This is a genomic window from Herbaspirillum sp. 1173, assembly GCF_031455335.1.
In the GTDB taxonomy this organism is placed as follows: domain Bacteria; phylum Pseudomonadota; class Gammaproteobacteria; order Burkholderiales; family Burkholderiaceae_D; genus Herbaspirillum; species Herbaspirillum huttiense.
The window spans coordinates 101,927-126,040 of sequence record NZ_JAVDSP010000006.1; the positions used below are offsets into that span (position 1 = coordinate 101,927).

Annotated in this window: 17 protein-coding genes; 13 read left to right on the forward strand and 4 right to left on the reverse strand. The window is 64.7% G+C overall.

The features are described 5' to 3' along the window. Positions 1-97: 97 nt before the first annotated feature. Positions 98-697 (reverse strand): hypothetical protein, encoded by a 600-nt coding sequence (locus tag J2X56_RS18955; protein WP_227022656.1) that lies wholly within the window; start codon positions 695-697, stop codon positions 98-100. Positions 698-963: 266 nt separating this feature from the next. On the opposite strand from J2X56_RS18955, the gene J2X56_RS18960 reads away from it, so the two are divergent. Together J2X56_RS18960 and J2X56_RS18965 are read left to right on the forward strand one after the other, a co-directional pair. After that, a complete protein-coding gene (locus J2X56_RS18960) occupies positions 964-1,320 on the forward strand; it encodes a helix-turn-helix domain-containing protein (RefSeq protein ID WP_034330473.1) in 357 nt (118 codons plus the stop codon). A gap of 109 nt (positions 1,321-1,429) precedes the next feature. Further along, positions 1,430-2,194 carry a CDP-diacylglycerol diphosphatase gene (locus J2X56_RS18965; protein ID WP_310161712.1) on the forward strand — a complete coding sequence of 255 codons (765 nt, stop codon included), beginning with the start codon at positions 1,430-1,432 and terminating at the stop codon, positions 2,192-2,194. Positions 2,195-2,204: 10 nt separating this feature from the next. Here the strand turns inward: J2X56_RS18965 and J2X56_RS18970 are convergent, their stop codons facing one another. Continuing rightward, on the reverse strand, positions 2,205-3,095 hold the full coding sequence (locus J2X56_RS18970; RefSeq protein WP_209533754.1) for a LysR family transcriptional regulator: 891 nt from the start codon (positions 3,093-3,095) through the stop codon (positions 2,205-2,207). A 127-nt stretch (positions 3,096-3,222) separates the two neighbouring features. Between J2X56_RS18970 and J2X56_RS18975 the strand changes: the two genes are divergently transcribed. The 5 genes from J2X56_RS18975 (at position 3,223) to J2X56_RS18995 (ending at position 8,985) form a co-directional block, all read left to right on the forward strand. Next, complete coding sequence (locus J2X56_RS18975) at positions 3,223-3,969, forward strand: SDR family oxidoreductase (protein WP_310161715.1); 747 nt, start codon at positions 3,223-3,225, stop codon at positions 3,967-3,969. A 216-nt stretch (positions 3,970-4,185) separates the two neighbouring features. Next, positions 4,186-5,442: an Hsp70 family protein gene (locus J2X56_RS18980; RefSeq protein ID WP_121042475.1), complete on the forward strand. Its 1,257-nt coding sequence runs from the start codon at positions 4,186-4,188 to the stop codon at positions 5,440-5,442. 141 nt (positions 5,443-5,583) lie between these two features. Beyond that, the gene (locus tag J2X56_RS18985) at positions 5,584-6,432 is read left to right on the forward strand and encodes a MurR/RpiR family transcriptional regulator (RefSeq protein ID WP_134135714.1); all 849 of its coding nucleotides are present in this window, start codon (positions 5,584-5,586) and stop codon (positions 6,430-6,432) included. A gap of 416 nt (positions 6,433-6,848) precedes the next feature. Further along, positions 6,849-8,297 (forward strand): MFS transporter, encoded by a 1,449-nt coding sequence (locus J2X56_RS18990; protein WP_034330466.1) that lies wholly within the window; start codon positions 6,849-6,851, stop codon positions 8,295-8,297. A gap of 22 nt (positions 8,298-8,319) precedes the next feature. Then, a complete protein-coding gene (locus J2X56_RS18995) occupies positions 8,320-8,985 on the forward strand; it encodes an aspartate/glutamate racemase family protein (protein ID WP_121042479.1) in 666 nt (221 codons plus the stop codon). Between the two features lie 12 nt (positions 8,986-8,997). Here J2X56_RS18995 and J2X56_RS19000 read toward each other — a convergent pair whose 3' ends face one another. Next, positions 8,998-9,840, reverse strand: a complete 843-nt coding sequence (locus tag J2X56_RS19000) for an aldo/keto reductase (protein WP_121042481.1) — start codon at positions 9,838-9,840, stop codon at positions 8,998-9,000. A gap of 190 nt (positions 9,841-10,030) precedes the next feature. On the opposite strand from J2X56_RS19000, the gene J2X56_RS19005 reads away from it, so the two are divergent. From J2X56_RS19005 to J2X56_RS19020, 4 genes are all read left to right on the forward strand, one after another. Then, entirely contained in the window at positions 10,031-12,304 is a 2,274-nt protein-coding gene (locus J2X56_RS19005) for a CHASE2 domain-containing protein (protein ID WP_204726202.1), read from the forward strand. A 543-nt stretch (positions 12,305-12,847) separates the two neighbouring features. Continuing rightward, complete coding sequence (locus J2X56_RS19010; RefSeq protein WP_204726201.1) at positions 12,848-14,539, forward strand: ShlB/FhaC/HecB family hemolysin secretion/activation protein; 1,692 nt, start codon at positions 12,848-12,850, stop codon at positions 14,537-14,539. A 1-nt stretch (position 14,540) separates the two neighbouring features. Continuing rightward, positions 14,541-18,650 carry a filamentous hemagglutinin N-terminal domain-containing protein gene (locus tag J2X56_RS19015; protein WP_310161730.1) on the forward strand — a complete coding sequence of 1,370 codons (4,110 nt, stop codon included), beginning with the start codon at positions 14,541-14,543 and terminating at the stop codon, positions 18,648-18,650. A gap of 21 nt (positions 18,651-18,671) precedes the next feature. Further along, complete coding sequence (locus J2X56_RS19020; RefSeq protein ID WP_121043072.1) at positions 18,672-19,439, forward strand: FecR domain-containing protein; 768 nt, start codon at positions 18,672-18,674, stop codon at positions 19,437-19,439. Between the two features lie 81 nt (positions 19,440-19,520). Here J2X56_RS19020 and J2X56_RS19025 read toward each other — a convergent pair whose 3' ends face one another. Next, positions 19,521-20,294, reverse strand: coding sequence for a 3',5'-cyclic-nucleotide phosphodiesterase (locus J2X56_RS19025; RefSeq protein ID WP_034330453.1), 774 nt, complete (start codon positions 20,292-20,294; stop codon positions 19,521-19,523). 460 nt (positions 20,295-20,754) lie between these two features. On the opposite strand from J2X56_RS19025, the gene J2X56_RS19030 reads away from it, so the two are divergent. Continuing rightward, positions 20,755-22,422, forward strand: coding sequence for an HD-GYP domain-containing protein (locus J2X56_RS19030; RefSeq protein ID WP_121042491.1), 1,668 nt, complete (start codon positions 20,755-20,757; stop codon positions 22,420-22,422). Positions 22,423-22,530: 108 nt separating this feature from the next. Then, positions 22,531-24,105 carry a hypothetical protein gene (locus tag J2X56_RS19035; RefSeq protein WP_310161734.1) on the forward strand — a complete coding sequence of 525 codons (1,575 nt, stop codon included), beginning with the start codon at positions 22,531-22,533 and terminating at the stop codon, positions 24,103-24,105. Positions 24,106-24,114 lie beyond the last annotated feature (9 nt).

Consider the following 24,114-nt stretch of genomic DNA (forward strand, 5'->3'; position numbering starts at 1 on the left):
CGTTAACCCGAGTGAAGAAAATGTTGCCTGGGGTTATCCGCAAGTCCGCAGGTGTGCCAGCGGCTGACGCCTGCCGGCGACAGCGTGCGGCCTGCCATCAGCGCCGTGGCACGGGCATGCGGGGCAGCATGGACAGCAGCAGCTTGCACAGGTAGACCACGATCAGCGAGCCCGAGAGATCGCCGATGGACATGACGATCAGGCCGCTCCAGAAATCCGGATAGACCCCGCGCATGACGAACCAGATCAGCTGGAACAGTGGATTGGAGAGCGCATAGAGCAGGATGCAGGCCATCAGCCGGGTGGTGTTGAGGTTGCCCAGGTTGCGCCCCAGGTCCATGCCGGAGAGCGTAAGGCGGTAGGCCAGGTAGGGGGCGCCGGCCGAGATCAGGCAGTAGCCGGCGGCAGCGATGAGGTCATGCGGGAACAGTTGATAGGTCGCGGCCGTGGCCAGGGAGCCCACCAGCAGGCCCACGCAGCCGGCCTCGGCAAAGAGCAGGGTGCAGATCAGGCGCACGCCGGCGGGCAGGTAGATCCAGGCGATGCCTTCGGTGAACTGGGTGCGCCGGAACAGCCATTCGTTGATCGAATAGAACAGGAAATAGCACAGCGCCGTGCCGGCGATGGCGGCCAGGTGGGTGCGCAGGACGGAACGATGGTCGGGCGAGGCGTGCATGGCGAGGGGAGGCTGGGACATGCGGAACGGCGCGTATGTTACCCAATGCGGCGGGGCGCTGCACCTCAACAATTTTCAGCAGTGTGGCGCGCCAGCCTCGCAAATCGGGGTGCAAACGTTACCGCCGGACGCATTGCTGCCGGTCAAGGCGGTAAAGATTGCACTTTCCGGCAGGCCCGGCGTATGATTCGCTATCAATTCTGGAACGATGTCGCGCGCGCGTGTTACGCGCGCTCCGTACGTAACGCGTTCCTGACTTGCAAGACAACAACCAACACCATCGCCATATGGGTAAAAACAAGCGGCCGGCGGATATCTACCTGAGATTTCTGCAACTGGCCGAAGCACTCCGGGGATTGCCGTCACTGGCTACGCTGGATCCGCTCGAAGACCGGATCCTGGCTTTCATCGCCCGTGCCGGCCAAGACCAACAGCGGCTGTCGGTGCGCGACCTGATGGCGCAAAGCGAATTCGGCTCGCCCGCGATGCTGCATGCGCGCCTGAAATCCATGCGCGAGAAGGGCTGGATCGTGCTGGCCGATACCGAAGATCCGCGCCGCAAGCAGGTCGAGCTGAGCCAGGCTGCCTGGCTGCATTTCGACAAGCTCTCCAAGTGCCTGGTGCAGGCCACGCGCGACAAGTAATCTCCCCCGTCATAGGGCTGTCATGCTGCGGACATACCGGGCCGTTAATCTCACGGCCTCGCTGTGGCGCTGCCTGCCGCCTTGCAGCTCATTGTCCCGGATGGTTTCGATGCGACTGCTTTCCCTTTTTTCTTCCCGCGCCGCCTTCCTGTGTTCGCTGTTGCTGGCCGCCTGCGTCTTGTCGGCCAGTCCGGCCCGGGCCGCCGATCCCCACAAGCTGTGGGAAATCACCAGCCAGCAATGCCTGCCCAACATGCAGTCCACCGGCCAGCCGCAGCCATGCGTGATGGTCGATCTGGCGCGCGGCTTCGTGGTGCTCAAGGATCTGGTCGGTCCCGCGCAATACCTGCTCATGCCGACCCGTCGCCTGACCGGCATCGAAAGTCCGGAGTTGCTGGCACCGGATGCGCCCAACTACTGGGCTTATGCATGGGAGCAGCGCGGGCGTGTGGCGCAGGCCCTGGGCCGTCCGCTCTCCGATGAACAGCTGGGCATTGAAATCAATTCGGCGGCCGGCCGTTCGCAATTGCACCTGCATCTGCACATCGATTGCATGCGCCGCGATGTGGCGGCCAGCCTCGACGATCACCGGGGTGACCCTTTGCAGCAATGGCTGCCGTGGTATTTCGAAGGCCATCGCTACTGGGTCATGCGCCTGCCCGCCGATGCGCTGGCACTGCACGACCCCTTCAAGCTGGCCGCTGCCCGCAGCGCCTATGCGGCCGACAACATGGCCTCGCAGTCACTGCTGCTGACCGGGGCGCGTTTTGCCGATGGCAGCACCGGCTTCTTCCTGGTCAACATGCCGGTCAACTTCGACCGCGAGGAACAGGGCAGTGCCGAAGTGCTGATGGATCACGACTGCCGCTGGTAAGCCAGCACATTCACTCGGCGAATTCGCGCACCAGCGTATCGAACACCAGCCGCAGGCGCGGCGGCACCGGTCCGCGTTGCGGACGGTAGAGGTACATGTCCCAGGGATCGGGTTCGTGATCAGTCATGACGGGGACCAGCCGTCCTGCCGCGATATCGTCCTCGCACAGGAAACCGGCAATCTGGCCGATGGCCACCCCACTTCTTACCAATAAATATTCGCCCTCGGAATCATCGCAGAGGAAGCGGGCATGATCGGCCATCCATTGGTTCTCCTGCGCGAACAGCCAGGGCCAGGGGCGGCCCGTGCCCCGGTCCAGCATGGCGGTGCAGGGCAGGGCGCGCAGGGCTTCGGTGTCCTCCGGGGCCCCATGGCGGCGCAGGAAGCGCGGCGTGGCCACCACGTAAAAGCGCACCTTGCCCAGACGCCGCACCACGAAGCGGTTGTCCGGCACGGTGCCGACGCGGATGCCGATGTCGATCTTTTCTCCTACCACGTCGGCGCGCTGATCGGTCAGGCGCAGGTCGAAGCGCAAGCCGGGATGCGCCTGCGCCAATCGCTCCACGATGGGCAGCAGGCGGCTGCGACCCAGTGCCGACGGTGCGGCCAGGCGCACCAGTCCGCTCATCTCGTCGGCCGGGCTGGCGGCCTCCGTTTCGAAGAGTCCATCCAGATCACGCAGGCTTTCGCGTGCGCGTTCGGCGAGCGCTTCGCCGAAACTGGTGATGCGCACCTGGCGCGTATTGCGATGGAACAGCATCTCGCCCTGCAGGCGCTCCAGTTCCTGGATGGCGCGGGTGACGGCTTGCGGTGAAATGCCGAGCCGGATCGCGGCTTCCTTGAAGCTGCCAGTGTCGGCGGCAGCGCAGAAGATGCGCAGCATCTCCAGTCGGTTGAGCATGATGATTCCTGAAAATGGAATTCTGTAATCTTATCATTTCCATTGTTTGGCATAGTGGCGGCACCCATAATCCTTCCATCGACACGCAGCAACCGCAAGCCAACCCCATCACTGGAAAGGATTCATCATGAGCAACAACATCAAGGACAAAGTCGTCGTCATCACCGGTGCCAGCAGCGGCCTGGGCGAAACCACCGCACGCCACCTGGCTTCCCTGGGCGCCAGGCTGGTACTGGGTGCGCGCCGCACCGAGCTTCTGGAAAAGCTGGTGGCCGACATCACCGCCGCCGGTGGCCAGGCCATCGCCGTGACCACTGACGTGGCGCGCCGCGACGACGTGGAAGCCCTGGTCGCCAAGGGTGAGCAGCACTTCGGCCGCATCGACGTGCTGGTCAACAATGCCGGCATCATGCCGCTGGCTCCGATGGCCAAGCTCAAGGTCGAAGAGTGGGACCGCATGATCGACGTCAACGTCAAGGGCGTGCTCTGTGGCGTGGCCGCCGCGCTGCCGCGCTTCGCTGCGCAGGGCTCGGGCCACATCATCAATGTGTCGTCGGTGGCGGGCATCAAGGTCTTCGCCGGCATGGGCACGGTCTACAGCGCCACCAAGTTCGCGGTGCGTGCCCTGACCGAAGGCCTGCGCGCTGAAGCACCGGACGGTGTGCGCACTACCATCATCTCCCCGGGGGCGGTGGATTCCGAACTGAAGACGCACAGCAGCGACAAGGAGACCTCGGAAGCCCTGCTGGCCTGGTATGAGGCCAACCAGATTCCGGCCGATTCGGTGGCGCGCGCCATTGCCTATGCCATCGAGCAGCCGGCCAATGTGGATATCAGCGAAGTGGTGCTGCGTCCGGTGGCGCAGGAATTCTAAGTTTTCCACAGCCGTTTTCAGCCGGTTCGATCTGACGGCACCGCCGGGCAGCCCTGCCCGGCGGTGCCTTTTTTCGTTGGATTGCCATCCTGCCATTGCCGAATCGGTAATGGTTTCACGGCGGCATGTTGTTTGCTTCAAACGCCGCCATGACGCCGTGCAGACAAGCACCGTCCTTTTCTATATGATTGCCGACCCAAAAAGAAGGAGTGATCGATGGCGAACGCGTGCGGTGTGGATTTCGGCACCTCCAATTCCACGGTCGGCTGGCAGCGCCCGCAGGCCGGGGATTCCCTGCTGCTGCCGCTGGAAGACGGCAAGGCCACGCTGCCTTCGGTGGTGTTCTTCAATGCCGACGAGAACAGCTTCAGCTATGGCCGCGCCGGCCTGGGCGAATACCTGGCCGGCTACGAAGGCCGCCTGATGCGCTCGCTGAAGAGCTTGCTCGGTTCCGGCGCCATCGATGGCCAGACGGAAGTGGGCGGCCGGGCGCTGCCCTATCGTGGCCTGCTTTCGCAGTTCATCGGTGAACTCAAGCAACGCGCCGAACGTGCCGCCGGGACCTCGTTCTCCAAGGTGGTGCTGGGCCGTCCGGTGCACTTCGTCGATGAGGATGCGGCCGCCGACCAGCTGGCCCAGGATACGCTCGAAGAGATCGCGCGCGATGTCGGTTTCAAGGACATCGCCTTCCAGTTTGAACCGATTGCGGCAGCCTTCGATTACGAGTCGCGCATCGACAAGGAAGAGCTGGTACTCATCGTCGACATCGGCGGCGGTACCTCCGACTTCTCGCTGGTGCGCCTCTCGCCCGAGCGCGCGGCGCGCAGCGAGCGGCGCGAGGACATCCTGGCCAATGGCGGCGTGCACATCGGCGGCACCGACTTCGACAAGTATTTCAGCCTGGCCTGCGTGATGCCGTTGCTGGGCCTGGGCGGCCGCCTGCAGGGCAATGCCGAGATCCCCTCCAGCTATTACTTCAACCTGGCCACCTGGCACACCATCAACCAGCTCTACACCCGCAAGGCCTGGCAGCAACTGCAGGACGTGGCGCGCGAAGTGGCCGACCGCGAGCGCTTTGCGCGCCTGCTGGACGTGGTCGAGCAGCGTTGCGGCCACTGGCTGGCGCTGCAGGTGGAGGCGGGCAAGATCGCGCTCTCCAGCGCCGAGCAGACCCTGCTGGACCTGGACCGCCTGCGCCAGCCGGAGCAATTGCCGCTCCTGCGCAGCGACTTCAACGGTGCCGTCGATCACCTGGTGCAATCGGTGGAGCAGACCGTGCTGGCGCTGTTGCAGCAGGCCGGCCTGCGCGCCGACGATATCGACAGCGTGTTCTTCACCGGCGGTTCCAGCGGCGTGCGCCTGCTGCGCGAACGCATCAGTGCGCTGGCACCGCAGGCGCGGCATGTGGAGGGCGACCTGTTCGGCAGCATCGGCAGCGGCCTGGCCATCGACGCTGCACGCAAGTTCGGCTGACGCCGCAGCAGGGCCTGGCTGCTATACAATGCGGCGACCCGGTCCGGATCGCGTGGGTTTGAGGCGATATGAAGCAAATCGCCCGCCACGGCTTCGCGACCGCCCGCATTGAACTGCCTCGCGGATCTGCCCCGCACCGACATGAAACCTTCTGCCGAATCCTTCGTGCGCCGCGTGCGCAGCAAACTCGACGAACTGTCCAGTACCGAACGCCAGCTGGCCGACTTCCTGCTGGAGTTCCCGGGCGAGCTGGCCAGCTATGCCGGCAACGAGCTGGCGCAACTGGCAGGCGTGTCGCCGTCGACCGTGAGCCGCTTCATCCGCCGCGTCGGTTACGAGAGCTACGAGGAAGCGCGCCGCCACGTGCGCGAGGAACAGGAGACCGGCTCCCCGCTGTTCCATGCCAGCAGCCCCGGCGCTGCGCGCCAGGTGCGTTCGGTGGCGGCGCACTTCCAGCAATCCCAGCAGAACCTGGCGGCCACCTTCGAGCGCCTCTCCGACGCCACCCTGGCCGAGATCGCCCGCGCCATCGTCAACGCACCCCAGGTGCTGATCTTCGGCAGCCGCAGCAGCCAGGCCTTTGCGCTCTACCTGCGCTGGCAGATCATCCAGGTCTTGCCGCGCGTGACCTGCCTGCCGGGGCCGGGCGAGACCCTCGCGGAATACACTGCCGGTCTGTCCGAGCGCGATTGCGTGATCGTCTTCGGCACGCGCCGCCAGACCGGGCAGATGGACCGCCTGCTGGAGGCCGCTACGCGCGCCGGATCTTATCTTCTCTACATCAGCGACCAGGCCTCGGCCGACTATGCTTTGGCCACCTGGTCGCTGCAGGCACATTGCCGCGGTCCCGGCTCGCTGGACAATCATGTCGGCGTGATGGCGCTGTGTGATCTCTTGTCCACCCTGGTGATCGAAGCCAGTGGTGCAGCCGGACGCAAGCGGCTGGCGGCAGTGGAGCAGGAGCATGAGGAACTGGGCGACTTCGAGTGAGTTGCCGGGGCGGAATGCTGGACAATTGCCCTCCTTCAATATTGAAATCCTGATTTCAGGTGTCTCAATTTTCTGACTCCCGATTTTCATGCGTGCCGCCCCGCGCCGGTGCGGCGACCGTGCTGCCTGCCCTCTTGCGGCGCATGCCGGGCGTTCCCGGCCGGTCATTTCCTCCTGAAATCCTGATTTCATCCCTCCAAAATGGCTGGCACGCAGATTGCTAATGCAGCTGCATGAGTGAAATCTCAATTTCAATAAACAATATATATTGAAATCTGGCTTTCATTTCTGGGCATGCTGGACTACAGTAGTTTCACGGCCGCAAGGTCAGGTCGCCGTGGTCTCCCAGCCTCGCATCACCCGATGCACATACCGAGCAGCACTCATTGGACCTTCCAACGCAAGAGGAGCAGACCATGGCCGGACCCACACTTTCATCGCCCGACCTGCCGCACTCGCCACGCGTGGCCGAACTGGACGGCGCGCTGGACAAGATCGGGGTGACCCGTTCGCATCACACCATCATCTTCCTGATCCTGATCGGCTGCCTGTTCGACGCCTTCGAACAGAACGCCATCGGCCTGGTCGGCCCGCTGCTCAAGCAGCAGTGGGGCCTGACGGCGACCGACATCGGCCTGCTCAATACGGTCACCTTCGCCAGCGCCGCCATCGGCCGCATCGTCTCGGGTCTGGTGGCCGACCGCTATGGGCGGCGCGTCATGCTGAGCCTGGACCTGCTGCTGTTCACGCTGGGGGCCGGCATCTGCGCGCTGGCACCGGACCTGACGGTGATGGCCGTGGGCCGTGCCATCGTCGGTTTCGGTCTCGGCGGTGAAATCGCCATTGCGGTCACCATGCTGGCCGAGTTCTGTTCCAGCAAGTTCCGCGGCACTGCCGTGGGCCTGGTCAATGTGGGCGCGGGCGGCATGGGCAATTTCCTGGCACCGGCGTTCGGCCTGCTGGTGTTTACGCTCTTTCCCGGTGAAAACAGCTGGCGCTGGCTGTTCTTCTGCCTGATGCTGCCGGCACTGCTGGGGGCCTTCTATCGCCGCTACATTCCGGAGACGCCGCGTTTCCTGCTCTCCCGCAACAAGATCGCCGAAGCCAATCAGGTGCTGGCGCGATTGGCCAGCGGCAAGCTCTCCGGCCCGGCGCCGCAAGGCCGTGACTGGATCAGCGACGATGGCAGCCGCCAGCAGGCCGCACCGGCCAAGGTGCGCTCCATGGAAATCTTCCAGGGCGCGCTGGCGCGGCGCACGCTGCCGCTGTGCATCGCCATCTGGATGACCTATGGCGCGCAGATTTCGGTGCTCACGCTCATGCCGACCATTCTGGTGAGCCTGGGCTACACCATCTCCAAGAGCCTGCTGTTTACCATGGTCATGCAGAGCGGCAGCCTGCTGGGGGCGATTGCCGCGTCGGTGTTCGGATTCCATCTGCCGCGCAAGCGCGTGCTGACCGCCGGTGCGATCTGCGCCTGCCTGGCGGCGCTGGCGATCGGCTTCCTGGCCAAGAGCATCGTGCTGATCCTGGCGGCGGGTGCGGTGTTCCAGTTCTTCGTGCTGCTGCTCAACACCACCATCTGGATCTTCGCGCCCGAGCTGTATCCGACCCGCGTGCGCGCCTTCGGCACCGCCTTCATCCTCGCCACCGGTACGGCGGCGGGTGCTCTGATGCCGCTGGTCGCTGGCCGGTTGTTCGATGCCTTCGGGCTGGCGGGCGTGTTCGGCATGATCGCCGCCATGTACGGCATCTTCACCGTGGCCATCCGCACCGTGCCCGAGACCTATGGCAAGTCGCCCGATGCACCGCTGGAGGAGACCGCGCCGGAGGCAGTGGTGCCGGCGGTCGCTGCACGTAGTTGATTTTCTTTTTCATGAGTCTGGCATGCCGCATATCCTGTTGATCAATCCCAATTCCTCCCAGGCCACCACCGAGATGATGGTGGCCATTGCCCGCACTTCGCTGCCAGCGGGATATGCCCTCAGCGGCGTGAGTGCGCGGCAGGGGCCGGAGATGATCGTCAATGCCGTGGAACTGGCGGCAGCGGGGGCGGAGGTCGAGCGCAACTGGCGCGAAGGCGGGCGGCACAGCGTCGGGTGCATCATCAGCGCCTTTGGCGATCCTGGCATTGAGCGCCTGCGTGCGCTCGATGGCCGGCCCGTCGCCGGGCTGTGTGAAGCGTCGATGCTGGAAGCAGCCGAGGGTGGACGCCGCTTCGGTGTGGCCACCGTCACGCCGGAGCTGGCTGATGTGATTGGTGAAAAAGCGCAGCAGGCAGGTGTCGGTGCGCTCTACACCGGCATTCGTCTGACCGCCGGTGATCCGCGCGCGCTGGCGGCCGATCCGCAGGCACTGGTAGAGGCACTGGCGCAAGCGGTGCGCGCTTGCGTGGAGCGCGATGGTGCCGAGGCGGTGGTGATTGGCGGCGGTCCTTTGGGGCAGGCGGCGACGGCACTGGCGCAGCGGTTTTCGGTGCCGGTGATCGCGCCGATTCCGGCGGCCGTGCGCTACTTGCTCAAGGCCTTGCAAGCGTTGGAGGCAGCGGCCTGAAGGCCCATTGCTTCACAACATCGCCAGCGGCTGCTTGCGCCGTGGCGGTGGAAAGGCCGCGTCCAGCTCACTGTAGTCATTTTCGTTCAGATGCAGCGCCAGGCAGGCCCGGTTGGCCTCCACGTGCGCGACATCGGCGGCCTTGGGAATGGCGATCACCCCGGGACGTCGCAACACCCACGCCAGCGCCACCTGCGCCGGTGTCACGCCGTGGCGCTGCGCGACCGCCTTCAGGGCCGGCTGCTTGAGAATGCGCCCCTGCTCGATGGGCGAATAGGCCATCACGGCCACGCCGCTTTGTTCGGCCTGCGGCAGCAGGTCATATTCGATCCCCCGGCGCGAGAGGTTGTACAGCACCTGATTGCACAGCACCTGCTCGCCACCGGGTGCATCGGCCAGCTCGTCCATGTCGTCGGTGTCGAGATTGCTGACGCCCCATCCGCGAATTTTTCCCTGCGCCATCAGGGTCTCCATGCCCGCGATGGTGGCCGAAAGCGGATGCGATCCGCGCCAGTGCAGCAGGTAGAGATCCAGATGATCGGTGCCCAGGCGCTTGAGGCTGGCCTCGCAGGCGGCGATGGTGCCGCGCTCGCTGGCGTTGTGCGGCAACACCTTGCTGACCAGATAGACCTGTTCGCGGCGGCCGGCGATGGCTTTGCCGACCACGCGTTCGGACTGGCCATCGGCATACATCTCGGCGGTATCGATCAGCGTCATGCCCAGGTCGATGCCGGCCTGCAGGGCGCGTACCTCGGCGCTGGCGGCCGCGGCGGACTCGCCCATGTTCCAGGTGCCCTGGCCAAGTGCCGGGACTTGCGCGCCATTGCGCAGGGTGATCATTGGAATGGGCTGCATGCGGGGCTCCTTCATCGGTGGCGGGAAATCATTAGAACCCATTTTGCGCATCGGTTCATCGCGTCTGGCTTATTTCAGCTATTCATGCAGTCATGCTGCGTGGCAACGTCCGGCGTGCCGCGCCGATTGTGGGCACCGGCAACTGGTGGCATGATCGCAGCCAATCAAAAAAGGAATCGGGGGAAAGTCCATGTTGCGTCGTTTGCGTATCGTCTTCGCCAAGTACTGGGCGCGCTGGCTGCTGGCGCTGGTGCTCATCGGCCTGGCCGAGGCGGTGGTGGTGGGGGTGCTGCCCAATCGCGTGGTCGAGCGCATGGACCTGTTCTTCTATGACTTGCGCATGCGTGTGGCCAAGCCGGCGCTGGATCCGCGCATCGTCATCGTCGACATTGACGAACGCAGCATCAACGAGCTGGGCCGCTGGCCCTGGAGCCGCGACCTGGTGGCCAAGCTGGTGGAGCAGATGACGCAGGCTTACCAGGCGCAGTCGGTCGGTTTCGACGTGGTCTTCGCCGAGCCCGACACCACCTCCGGCTATGGCCGTCTGGAAGACCTGGCGCGCGGACCGTTGAAGGACGTGCCGCAACTGGCACAGCAATTGCGCCTGCTCAAGCCGCAGATGGATTACGACGCACGCCTGGCCGCCGCCCTGCAGGGCCAGCCGGTGGTGATGGGCTATGCCTTCTCCAATGAGGGCGGGGCCGTGATCAAGGGGCAGTTGCCGCCGCCCGCCTTCAGCGTGGCCGCGTTGGGCGGGCGCGACGTGGAGGTGGTGCGCTGGCGCGCCTATGGTGCCAACCTGCCGCAGCTGCAAGCGGCGGCGCGTGCCGGCGGCTTCTTCAATCCGGTACCCGATGACGACGGGCTGATTCGCACGGTCTCGCTGCTGGCGCGGCATGGCGACAACTTCTACGAGTCGCTGGCCCTGGCGACGGCCCGGGTGGCGGTCGATGGCAAGCGCATCAAGCCGGTCTTCCTGACCGGCGCGGATGGACTGCTGGGGAACCAGAAGGAGACCTACGATGCGCTCGCCGCCATCGCCGTGGAAGCGCGTCCGCAGCCGCTGATCATTCCGGTGGAGCGCGGGCTGACCACGCTGGTGACCTATCGCGGGCGTGGCGGTCCGCAGGGCGGTGCCTATCGCTATGTACCGGCAGTGGACGTGATCCGTGGCACCTATCCGCACGACCAGCTGGATGGCCGCATCATGCTGGTCGGGACCACCGTGCCGGGCCTGAACGACCTGCGGGCCACGCCGGTGAGTCCGGTCTATCCCGGGGTGGAGATCCACGCCAATCTGATCGCGTCCATCATCGATGACGACTTCAAGACCCGCCCCGATTTCGCGGCGGGCTATGACGGCCTGCAGGTGGCGCTGGCCGGCCTGCTGCTGGGCCTGCTGTTGCCCGCGCTGGGGCCGCTGGCCTCGGTGCTGCTGTCGCTGGGGACGGCGGCCGCCTTGGGTGGACTCAACTACTGGCTCTATGACAGCGCCGGCCTGGTGCTGCCGCTGGCGTCCTCTTTGCTGCTGGTGGCGCTGCTGTTCATCAGCAATCTGGCCTGGGGCTACCTGTTCGAATATCGCAACCGCAAGGCCATCGTCAACCTGTTCGGCGAATACGTGGCTCCCGAACTGGTGGCCGAAATGGCGGCCAATCCGGCCAGCTACAACATGGAAGGCGAGATCCGCGAACTGACCGTGATGTTCTCCGACGTGCGCGGATTTACTACCATCTCCGAAAGCTTGCAGCCCAACGAGCTGCGTGAATACATCAACATGTATCTCACGGCCATGTCCGAAGATATCCGTGGCAATCGCGGCACGCTCGACAAGTACATCGGCGACGCCGTGATGGCCTTCTGGGGCGCGCCCCTGGATGTGCCCGATCACGCCGCCCGCGCAGTGGCCACGGCATTGAAGATGCAGCAGACCACGCTGCTGCTCAACGAGGAATTCACGCGCCGCAACTGGCCGCCGCTGAAGATCGGCATCGGCTTGAACAGCGGCCAGATGCGCGTGGGCGACATGGGCTCGCGCATCCGCAAGGCCTATACGGTGATGGGCGATGCGGTCAATTTGTCCTCGCGCCTGGAGTCGATCACCAAGGTCTACGGGGTGGGGGTGCTGGTCGGTGATGCCACGCGCCAGGCCGCGCCGCAGTTTGCCTATCGCGAATTGGACCGGGTGCGGGTGAAGGGCAAGAACGAACCCGTGCCGATCTTCGAGCCGCTGGCCGTCGAGAGCGAACTCGATGCCGGGTTGCGCGCGGAAGTCGAGCAATGGCATGCGGCGCTGGCGCTGGTGCGCGCGCTGCGCTGGGAGGAGGCGCAGGCCGCCATCGAAGCGCTGCAGGCCGCGCACGCGCGGGGACTTTATGCGCTCTACCTGGAGCGTATTGCGCACTATCGCCAGTCGCCGCCGCCGGCCGATTGGGATGGCGTGACGACCTTCGATACCAAATAAAGAGACCCGGTCAGTCCGCCGCATTTTCCTTGGGGAAATCAGCATGGTGTGATCGCCGCGTGACGTGTTTTGCACAAACGTTCTCATCCGCTGGCACTTCACGAAAATCTTTGCATGTTGAAACCGCAAATTATTTCCGAGCGGCAATCAAGTGCTGTGCAATCAGCCGCAAACGCCCGCTGGAAGCGGTTTTTCAGCGATTCTTGTCGACGCGGTCAGGACTAGTCAGTATACTTTACAAGCATCAAGAGTGATGTTGCCTGGCAAGGCAACGTCGCTGCCGGACGCGATTGATCCCTCCTTCAAGAAGTGGAATATCGGTGTCCGCGCGCATCTGCTTCAGGGGTTCCTTTTCGTCTTGTTGTTCGCTTACGTGGTCCGGGTACCTGCGTGCCGGCCACGCATTGCGTCCGCGCGATCCATGTGCTGACGTCAGTGCAGGCGGCTGGCCGGATGGGAGGGTGGCAGTGACAGCGTGGCTTGCCGCCGCGCTGCGCAACAAGAGAACTGGGAGGGCTCGCCGGGGGGCGGGTCACAGAGACAATGAAACGATGCTTTGGGCATTCTCTGATCGGGATGGCGCTGCTGGGCAGCGCCGTCGCCGCATGGGCACAGCCACAGCCGGCACCACAGGCGTCCGCCGTGGCGGCGGGCAGCGCGCCGGTCCGCAACGACGAACGATTCGACATCACGCGCTTCGCGGTGGAGGGCAACACCTTGCTGCCCCAGGCCAGGGTCGACGAAGCGGTCACGCCTTTCCGCGGCCCCGGCCGCGTCTATGGCGACATCCAGCAGGCGCTGGAAGCCCTGGAGAACGCCTATCGCAGTGCCGGGTATACCGCCGTGCAGGTCAGCGTGCCGGAGCAGGAACTGACCGGCGGCGTAGTGCGCCTGCAGGTGGTCGAGACGGTGGTGGGCAAGGTGGTGGTGAGCGACAACCGCCATTTCAGCGAGCAGAACATCCGCGCCAGCATTCCGCAGCTGGTGGAGGGCAGTGCTCCCAACCTGCGGCGCATTTCCGAATCGGTGCAACTGGCCAACGACAATCCGGCCAAGCAGGTCAACGTCACGCTCACCGCCTCCGAATCCACCAACCAGATCGATGCGGCCATCACGGTCAAGGATGACAATCCCCTGCGGGTGATGCTCAACGTCGACAACAGCGGCAACCGTGATACCGGGCAATGGCGCACCGGCGTGGCCGTGCAGCACTCCAACCTGTTCAACCGCGACCATGTGGCTACGGTGGCCTACACCACCTCGCCCGACAGTCCCTCGGGGGCCAAGGTCGACCTGTATTCGCTGGGTTATCGTCTGCCCATGTATGGACTGGGCGACAGCCTCGATTTCATCTACGGCAAATCCAACGTCACCTCGGGCCAGACGCTGGCGGTCAACTCCACGCTCAACATCACCGGCCGCGGCGAAATCTATGCGCTGCGCTGGAACCACTACTTTGCCCGCAGCGGCGAGTGGAGCAGCAAGCTGGTCTTCGGTGCCGACTACAAGAAGGTCGATTCCAGCTGCAACATCAATGGCGGCCTGCTCAATGGCGCCTCGCTCAATACCTGCCTGCCGTATTCCACATTGCCGCTGTCGGTGAGCTACAGCGCGCAGCAGCAGGGCGTGGGACAGGTGCTGGACTACAACCTCGGCATCGCCCGCAACATGGCCACCGGCGAGGCGCGCCGCAACGACGCGCTGCAGGTGACGGACCGTTATTCGCTCTTCACCGGTTCGCGCCAGTCGATGGACAATTTCATCATCGTGCGGGGCGGTGCAAGCTGGTTCAAGGTCTTCCAGAATGACTGGCAGGTACGCCTGGCCAGCAGCTTGCAGGTCTCTCCCCATGCGCTGCCGCCGGTGGAACAGTTCGGTCTGGCCGGGGCCAATACCGTGCGCGGCTTCACCGAGCGCGCGGTGGCTGCCGACAGCGGTGCGGTGGTCAATGCCGAACTCTACACCCCGGATCTGCTGGTCAAGAGCGAGGCGCGCGGCAACCTGCGTCTGCTGGGCTTTGTCGATGCCGCGCGCGGTGCCAACAACAACGTGACTGCGGCCTCGACGGTGCCGTCGACGCTCACGCTGGCCAGCTTCGGCGCCGGGCTGCGCTATACGCTGGGACGTGACTTCACCTTGCGCCTGGATGTGGCGCGGGTTCTGCTCAACGGCAATTCCGTCACCGAACAGCGGGGCGATCTCAACGCCCACCTGAGTGCCATCCTGGGGTTCTGACATGACATCACCATCCACTCCCGCACCAGCCCCGGTTCCGCCGGCCATCGAACTGCTGCCGCCCTCGATCACGGTACGTGTCGGCAAGCGCCGCCTGACGCTTTCCTGGCGGGCGCGCAAGCCCTTGCCGCTGCTGCTGTCGCGCCTGTTGCAGCGTGCGTGGAAGCGGGCGCTCGCGCCCGGGTTGCGCCTGTCGCTGGCCGCCGCCGCCGTGTGTGGCGCGTGGCAGGCCCCGGCGCTGGCCGCCGCGCCTGCGCCCGGTACCTTGCCCACCGGCTGGAGCGTGGCCAATGGCAATCTCAGCTTCAGCCAGAACGGCAACACGCTCAACATCAACCAGTTGTCGCCGCAGGCCATTGCCCGCTTCGCCTCGTTCAGCATCGGTGCCGATGCGGCGGTCAACGTGGCCCAGCCGAGTTCGTCCGCGGCCTTGCTGGCCAAGGTGACCGGTGCCGACATCTCGCAGATCTACGGCAAGCTCTCGGCCAATGGCACGGTGGTGCTGTACAACCCCAATGGCGTGGTGATCGGGCCCGGCGGTACGGTGGATGCCGCCCGCTTCATCGCGACCTCCCTGGCCATCAGCGACAACGACTTTCTGGCCGGCCGTCTCAATTTCATCAAGGACGGCAATGCCGGCCTGGTGGACAACCAGGGCAAGATCAGTTCGGCCACCGGCGGCAGCGTCTACCTGATTGGCGGCAGCGTGTCCAACAGCGGCATCATCACCAGCCCGCAGGGCGAGGTCATCCTCGCAGCCGGCCAGACCGTGACGCTGGCCGATACCGCCACCCCGGGCGTGACCGTGAACGTGACCGGCAGTGCCGGCAACGTCACCAACCTCGGCACCATCACCGCCGAAGCCGGGCGCATCGGCGTGGCGGCGGGCCTCATCACGAATGGCGGCGTCATCAATGCCTCCAGCGTGGTGCGCGAGGGCGGACGCATCTTCCTGCGCGCCTCGGGCAACCTGACCACCACGGCCAGTTCCAGCATCAGTGCCGATGGCACCAAGGGCGGCAATGTCACGCTGTATGCCGCCAATGCCGCCTTCATCGATGGCGATGTGTCGGCGCTGGGCGCGCCAGGGCAGGGTGGATTTGTGGATACCTCCGGGCTGAAACGGCTGGATGTGGTGAAGGTGCCGAAGGTCGGGACGGGCGGGACCTGGCTCATCGATCCGCATGATCTGGAGGTGGTGCCCAACACCACAACGAACGTCAGCTTCGATGGCTGTTCGTCCTACGCGGTCACCTCCACCGATAGCGGCGCGACGATTTCGGCGGCGACCATTTCCAATCAGCTCAGCAATGGTGTCAGCGTCAGCCTGACCACCGGCGATAGCGATGGCGTGGGCGGCAACATCACCGTCTCCGCCAACATCACCAAGAGCGGCGGCGCGGACAGCACACTGACGCTCAACTCCGCCAACAACATCAGCATCCGGGCCAACATCATCAGCGAGAGCGGACGGCTTGGGCTGACCCTCAACAGCGGCTATGTGCAGTCATCGCAAGAGAGCTTCTCGGAAGCCCGTATCATGGACGCGGTCAAGCCGCGCAATCTGAGTACCATCGACAATGGCGCACGCATCGTGCTGAACGGTGGCTCGCTGAGGGTCACCGATGATTCCGGCAACGGGGATCTGCTCATCAGCAATGGCACGGTCAACCTTGGCAGCGGCAACCTCTACGCCGCAGCAGTGCGCGTCAACAGCGCCGGTACGCTTACGCTCAACGGCGGCGGGGGCAATATCAATTCGCTCACGAACAACGGTACCGTCAGCGTCGCCTCCAACGGTGAGGGCAGATTGTCGGTCGGTAGCGATGGCATCACCAACAACGGTACGCTCAACATCAGCGGTCGCGTCAACTCCAGTGGTGATGTGACCAACAATGCCAATGCCACGCTGGTCCTCAATGGTGACGCTGCCGTGTTGAGCGTCACCGGCAATGCCAGTGTGAGCAACTATGGCACCCTGACGATGGCCGGCGGCAATGTCAGCGCGAGCTACATCCGCAACGAGACCAACGGGACCATTTCGGGCAATGGTACGTTGTCGGTCAGTGGGTCGTTTACCAATGACGGTAGCCTCGCACCGGGTGGTGACGGGACAGTAGGGCGTCTGGCGTTGCGGGCAACCGGCGACCCCAGCGATGCCAGCTTCAGCCAGGGCGATACCGGAAAAATGCTGATCGATATCGCAGGTGCCAGCGACGGCAGTTATGACGTGATCGAATTGACCGGATTCTCTTCGACCAGTCTGGACGGCAGCCTCAAGACCCGTCTGCTGAGCGGCTACTCACCCTCTGGCGAAGTGAGCATCAATGCCATCAACATCAGCGGTACTTCGTCACCGACTGGCTACTTCCGCTCCGTGACCGGGGATATCGTCACGGCGGGCGGACAGGAGAAGATGTTCAAGGCGGTCTACGGGGACAACGGCCTGGCGAACCTCTCCCTGCGCGGTGCCGAGACCTTCACATATCAGCAGTACGGCTATTCGGAAGGGGGCTGGGAGGACCGCCAAAACTGGGTCAGCAACGCGACCGTGGGCAGCGTGTCCACCTACATGCCGACCCAGATCGATACCGTGGTGATCTCGGGCAACCAGACCGTGAGACATGACAGTGTTGACGATACCATCGCCAATCTGCAGATCGCCGCGGGATCCGAGCTCAACCAGCGCGGCGGTACGCTGACGGTACGCAACAGCACCAGCAACAACGGCACGATCAGCGTCAACCGCATGAGTGGCTCGAACAACAGCATCGCTGCCCTGGTGCTCAATGGCACTACCAGCGGAAACGGCACGCTCAATATCGGCAGCACGGACTTCATCAACGGCGAGACGGTCCTGCTCAACGGAACCGTCACCTTGGCCAATGCCGCCCAGTCCAACATGACGGCGGAGCTGGTCGCCGGCAACCTGACCCTGGGCGGCGATGTCCGCCTGTCCAATCTGACCGTGTCCAACGGCACCGTGACCGGCAACGTCGGCTCGCGCCTGGTCGTGGCTGATGCCTTCAGCCAGACCGGCGGCAACCTGACCCTGGCTGATGCCGCGCTGTCGCAGGCTACCGGCTCGCTGGCCATCGGCAACATCACCGCCAACAATCTGGTGCTGCAGGCTGCCAATGGCAACCTTACCCAGAGCACCGGCACCTCGATGCGGGTGAAGTCGCAATTGATCGCCTCGGCCAGCAGCGGCATCACCTTCAACAACAGCGGCAACCAGATTGCCGGCTTTGCCGCCAACAACAGCGGCACCGGCGACATCACGCTGAAGAACGCGCTCAACACCAGCGATGCCAGCGCGGTCAGCATCAACGGTGTGACCACCGCGCGCGGCAACATCAGCATCGACAACACGGGCGGTGTGGTCACTTCGGCCATCGGCACCCGCGCCAGCTTCCTCGGCAGTCTGCCCAGCAATGCCAATGGCACGGCCATCAGTACCGACAGCAAGCTGGCTACCTTGGGGATCAACAGCACCGGCCAGCTCAAGAGCAGCAACGGTTCGGTCAGCGTGGTCACGCACAGCCCGCTGACCATCGGTTCGGGCGGCGTCAGCGCCACCGGAACCATTACCCTGACCGCGAGCGCCTCGTCGGGCAGCAACGACACGCTGACGGTCAATGGCGTGCTGGTTTCCACTGGCGGCAACATCACGCTGTCGGCGGGTGATTCGATGACCATCAACGCCAACATCTCCACCTCGCCGCCGGGCGTGGCGCTGCTGTCGGTGGATTCCGGCCAGGTGATCGGTTACGCCCAGGGCGTCACCATCGTCGACGCCAACGGGACGCGCACGCCGGTAGCGGCCAGCTCCAGCAGTTCCAGTTCCAGTTCCAACTCCAGCAGTACCAGCAGCAGCGCGTCCAACAGCCAGACCGCGCTGGCCGTGCAGCAGCAACAGAACCAGCAGAGCCGTGACCTGCAGGCCAGCCTGAACAACGCCCAGCTCACCGATACCGTGCCCGCCACCAGCGGCAATGTCGTACAGCAGACCGGTGCCACCACCCAAACCGTGGGCGGTACGACGGACCACTTTGGCGACGAAGGCGATGACCGCAAGCAGGCCAAGAAGCCGCTGCCGATGTGCACCTGATAACCGGATGATGTGATCTTCATGAATTCCTTCAAGCAAACTTCGCCGGCCTCGGTCCGGCGCCCTCTGGCCGGGTTGATCCTGGCGCTGCTGCTTCTGCTGGCGGTGGCGACTGCTTTCGCCCAGTCGCAGCCGGTGGTGGGCCAAGTCACCCATCTGTCGGGTGTGCTCAGCGTGCGCCATGCGGACGGTGCACGCGTGGTGCTGTCGGTGAAATCGGCGATCCTGCAAGGCGATACGCTCATCACCGAGCGCGAGACCTATGCCCGCGTCAAGTTCGTCGACAACGGCGAGATCGTGCTGCGGCCGGGTTCCGAGGTGGCGGTGAGCAAATACCTCTATGACGAGAAGGAACCCAAGAATGATGCCGTGGCCATCGGCCTGGTCAAGGGCGGTCTGCGGGCGGTGACCGGGCTGGTCGGCAAGCGCAATCATGATGCCGTCAATTTCGATACGCCCACGGCCACCATCGGCATCCGCGGCACCCACTTCGGTGCCCTGTACTGCCAGGACGATTGCGCCGGCGTGCCGACCCCGAGCGGGCAGCCGCCGGCCAATGGCCTGCATGTGGATGTGGTGACCGGGGCCATCCAGGTCACCAACCCGAGCGGATCGCAACTCTACAGCGCCGGCCAGTTCGGCTTCGTCCCCTCGATCTCGCAGCCGCCGGTGATCGTGCCGCCGGCACAGGGCGTGACAGTGACGATGCCGCCGGCCATCAGCAGCAATGGCAACACCGGGACGCAGAAGATCGGCGCGGCCAAGCTGGATGCCTGCGTGACCCAGTAAGGCGGGAGCGGCTGGCGACAGATCAAGAGAAAAGGCACCGGCTCTGGAGCGCGGTGCCTTTGTCGTTGAGGGCGGGATGGATCAGAAGTCGAGCACGGTGCCCGTGGCCAGCATGCGCGGCTGGTGCGCGCTGTTGCCAGCCTTGATCTCGGCGGCGATCTCGTCCAGCTGCCCGGGTTTGGCGTGCGTGACCAGCACCTCGGGCCGGCCTTGCAAGTGTTGCAGTTCTTCCAGCAGCAGGCTGGGGCACAGGTGCTTGGACAGCAGCGCAAGCTCACGGTCGCGATTGGCGAACGCGGCCTCGATGATGAGGTAGCGCAATTGTCCGATGCGATTGAGCGCTTCCCACAGCGGCGGGCAGAGACAGGTATCGCCGCTGAAGGCCAGCGACGACCCGCTGGCATGATTGCGCAGCTGGTAGCCGACCGCCGGCACCGTGTGCGCCGCAGGCAGCGGCGTGATGCTGCGCTGGCCCAGTTGCACCGGCTGGCCGGGCTCGACCGTGGCGAAGCGCAGGAAGGCTTGCTCGGGGGTCGGGATGACGCTGAAGTCGGGCCAGATATGCCAGTTGAAGATGTGCTTGCGGATGATCTCCATGGTCGCGGCCGTCGCGTGCATGGTCAGCGGCGTGCTGCGCATGTCGCCCACGCTGTCGATCATCAGCGGCAGGCAGGCAATGTGATCCAGGTGCGCATGGGTGATGAAGACGTGATCGATCTGCGCCAGCCGCGTCAGCGGCAGGTCGCCTACGCCAGTACCGGCGTCGATCAAAATATCGTCATCGATGAGCAGGGAGGTGGTGCGCATGCCATTGCCACCGATGCCCCCGCTGCAGCCCAGGATTTCTACACGCATTGTGATTGCCGCTCATAGAGTTGTGGGTTCCGGCCCTGCCGCACGGGTTGAGAGGGAACCTTGTTGCAGCCCGGAAACCCTTTTCCGGACTGGCTTTGCGGACGATGTGGCAAATTATGCAACACAGGTGGATGGTAAGGGATACGGCTCATCAGCGCAATCGGGAGATCCCTGAACGCGGGCGCGGCCAAGGGGTGCTGGTCGCGGTTGCCGGCAAGCGCAGAATTGGCGGCCAAATCCCCTCAAGCTCGCTGCAAGACGGCGTGCGCTGCCGGTCTAGAATCGCGATGATGCCGAAAAAGCATCCGCCAGAAGTGCGTCGGCATTGCCCTTGCGCAATGATCGCGCCATGTCCGTCCGCCAACGCTTCAGGGAGTCGCATGTTGCCAGCAGTCCACCCAGCAGCCCACACCTGCCAGACCGTCCAGTGCCTGCACTGCGGCGGACGGGAGAGGGCGGCATGAACGTCCCGGCCAGCATGCATGATCTCGCCCCCACGGCCGGCGAGCACCGCGACATTGCCTATCGCCTGGAACGGCTGACCGAGCTGTGCCGCGAGCTGGGCAGCCAGCGCGACATTCCGCTGTTGCTGGAGCGCATCCTGCTGACCGCGCGCGACATCACGCGCGCTGATGGCGGCACGCTGTACCGCACCACCGACCATGGAGATGCGCTGCGCTTCGACATCTCCGTCAACCAGACCCTCAAGATGCACCAGGGCGGCAGCAGTGGCCAGGCCGTCTCGATTCCCGATATCGCCCTGACGCTTCCCGATGGCCAGCCCAACCTGGCGGCGGTCGCCGCCTATGCGGCCAACACCCGGGAGTCGGTCAACATCGCCGACGTCTACCAGGCCAGCGGCTTCAACTTCAACGGCATGCGCCTGTTCGACGAGAAGTATGGCTACCGCTCGAAGTCCATCCTGACCGTGCCGATGCAGGATCACGAGGGGGAACTGGTGGGGGTGTTGCAGCTCATCAATGCCATTGATCCCGACAGTGGCGTGCCGGTCCCCTTCTCGGAGACCGACCAGCGCTTCATCGAGGCCCTGGCCTCGCAGGCCGCCATGGCGATGACCAACCAGCAGTTGATCGCGCGCCTGGAAAACTTGTTCGAAAGCCTGATCAAGCTGATCAACATCGGCATTGGCGAAAAGTCGCCGCACACCGGCCGCCACTGCGAGCAGGTACCGCAACTGGCCATGATGCTGGCCGAGGCTGCGCACAACACCACCGAAGGCCCGCTGGCCGATTTCCGCATGACCGACGCCGATCGTCGCGAATTGTGGCTGGCAGCGCTGCTGCACGACTGCGGCAAGATCGGCACGCCCAGCCACATCGTGGAAAAAGCCACCAAGCTGGAAACCATCTTCGATCGCATCCACCTGATCGATACCCGTTTTGAAGTGCTCAAGCGCGATGCCCAGATCCGCGTGCTGCAGGAGAAGCTGGCGCTGGGTAGCGCGCTCACGCCGGAGCGCTCCGCCGAGCTGGACGCCGGCCTGCAGGCCGAGTTTCTGCAGATGGAGGATGAGCGCGCCTTCCTGCGCAGGATCAACTACGGCAACGAAGGCATGCGCGCCGAAGACCAGCAGCGCGTGCTGGATATCGCCGAACGCAGCTGGCGCGGTCCCGACGGCCAGATCCGCAAGCTGCTCGATGACGAAGAGGCCGGCAACCTGCGCATCCGTGCGGGGACGCTCAACGATGCCGAACGCGCCATCATCAACAACCACATCGTCATCACCATCAAGATGCTGGAGTCCCTGCCGTGGCCCAAGCAGCTGGCCCGCGTCACCGAGTTTGCCGGTGGCCACCACGAGCGCATGGATGGCAAAGGCTATCCCAAGGGACTGACACGCGAGCAGATGTCGGTGCAGGCGCGCATCATGGCGGTGGCCGACATCTTCGAAGCCGTGACCGCCGCTGACCGTCCCTACAAGCGCGGCAATACCCTCAACGAGGCGGTCGATATCCTGGCCGGCTTCAAGGCGCGCAATCACATCGATCCGGATATCTTCGACCTGTTCGTGCGCGAACGCATCTACGAAAAGTATGCCGAGCAATTCATGCATCCCAGCCAGATCGACCCGGTCGACCTGTCGCGTATCCCCGGTCATGGCGGGTGAAGGCGCGACGGCATCGCCAAGCTGGGTTATGCTGTTGGCTTCATAAAGTCTCCCTTCATTGAAGACGCTGTGCGCACTGCGCGGCAGCGCATCGAGGAAAAGCATCACGTGTCCCAGGCAGTAACCCGATCGTCCGTTCCTTCCAGCCCGCCCGCCAGTTTCCTGCGCCGTCATTGGCGCGGCGACTATTCGCTGGGCCGTTCCTACTGGCTGCATACCGTCCTCCTGACTTCGCTGGTGCCGGCGCTGGCCATCTCGGTACTGGCGCGGCTGACCAATGACATGCCGGCGCGCTACGGCATGGCCGGCGTGCTGGGTATCGCCGCCTTCAGCTACCTGGCCTGGACCTGGGGTGTGTGGGGCTGCTGGCGCTCGGCCAGCAAGCACGTGGCACGCGGCGGACGGCGCTGGGCCGAGGTGGTGGTCAAGTTCCTGATCGTGTGCGGTGCCATCAGCATGGTCACCAGTACCTGGCGGGCCGCGCATTCCGTGCGCGAACAGCTCGAGATCGCCCTGGGCAAACAGCTCGGGCCACCGGTGGTGTACCAGGTGCGGGTGGATGGCAAGTCGGTCCTGCTGCAAGGGGGGATGAACGACGGCGCGGCCGATGGGCTGGATGCGATCCTGCAGCAGCATCCTGGCGTGCAGACGGTGGTCCTGTATTCGGCCGGTGGCTGGGTGCGCGAAGGCAAGCTGGTGGGCGAGGTGATCCGCCGCCGCCGGCTCAATACCTATGTCGAGCAGGAGTGCTCGTCCTCCTGCACGCTGGCCTTCCTGGCGGGACGTGACCGCGCGATGGACCCGCGTGCACACATCGGTTTCCATACGCTCTATACGGTCGGCGGCGATGATCGCATCAACAAGAGCTTCGACCGCAAGCTGACCTTCGATACCTACGGCAAGCTGGGTCTGCCGCATGACTTCATCGAACGCATTGCCGATACCCCGGCGGCGCAGAGCTGGTATCCGGAGCTGGGCCAGCTGCTGCAGGCCGGTGTGCTGACCCGTCTGGCACCGGGCGGCGAGACCGCGCAACTGGCCACCATCGCCACCTCGCGCGACGTGCTGGAGGCGGAATTCAAGAAGGGGGCGCTGTTCGACATCATGGCCCGTTACCACCCCGCCGACTTTGCCCGCACCATCGACCTGGCCTGGGCCAAGGTACAGGCGCATGCGTCGGACGCCGAGATCCTGGCCGTGGGCCGCGAGCAGGTCGGCCTGTTGAGCCGGCGGCTGCTGCCGATTGCCTCTGATGCGTCACTGGCCGAATTCCAGCAATTGCTGCTGGATGAAGCCGTGGCCTTGCGCGGCATCAGCGTGGCGGCCTGCACCGAGCTGATCTACCCGCGTTCGCGCGCGGAGGCGGCGGCCGGGCGCGAGGCGCCGCAAGCGGCCTTGCCGCAGGAATTCGCCAACCGCGAACAGGTGATGACGCAGCGCCTGCTGCGTGACGCCGATCCGGCCAATGCCGGGCGCTACAGCCTGGCCGAGCGCACCCGCGTGATGCGCAAGGCACTTGCGCCGCTGACCCAGGAACAACTGAAATTGCTGTCTTCGCCCCTGCGCCGCCAGGCTGACCCGGACGCTACCTGCGACGCCTCCATTGCCTATCTGCGTGCAGTCATGCAGTTGCCGGAGGACGAACGGCGGGTGGCCCTGCGCGTGCTCTACTCACGCAGCTGACACGTTCCT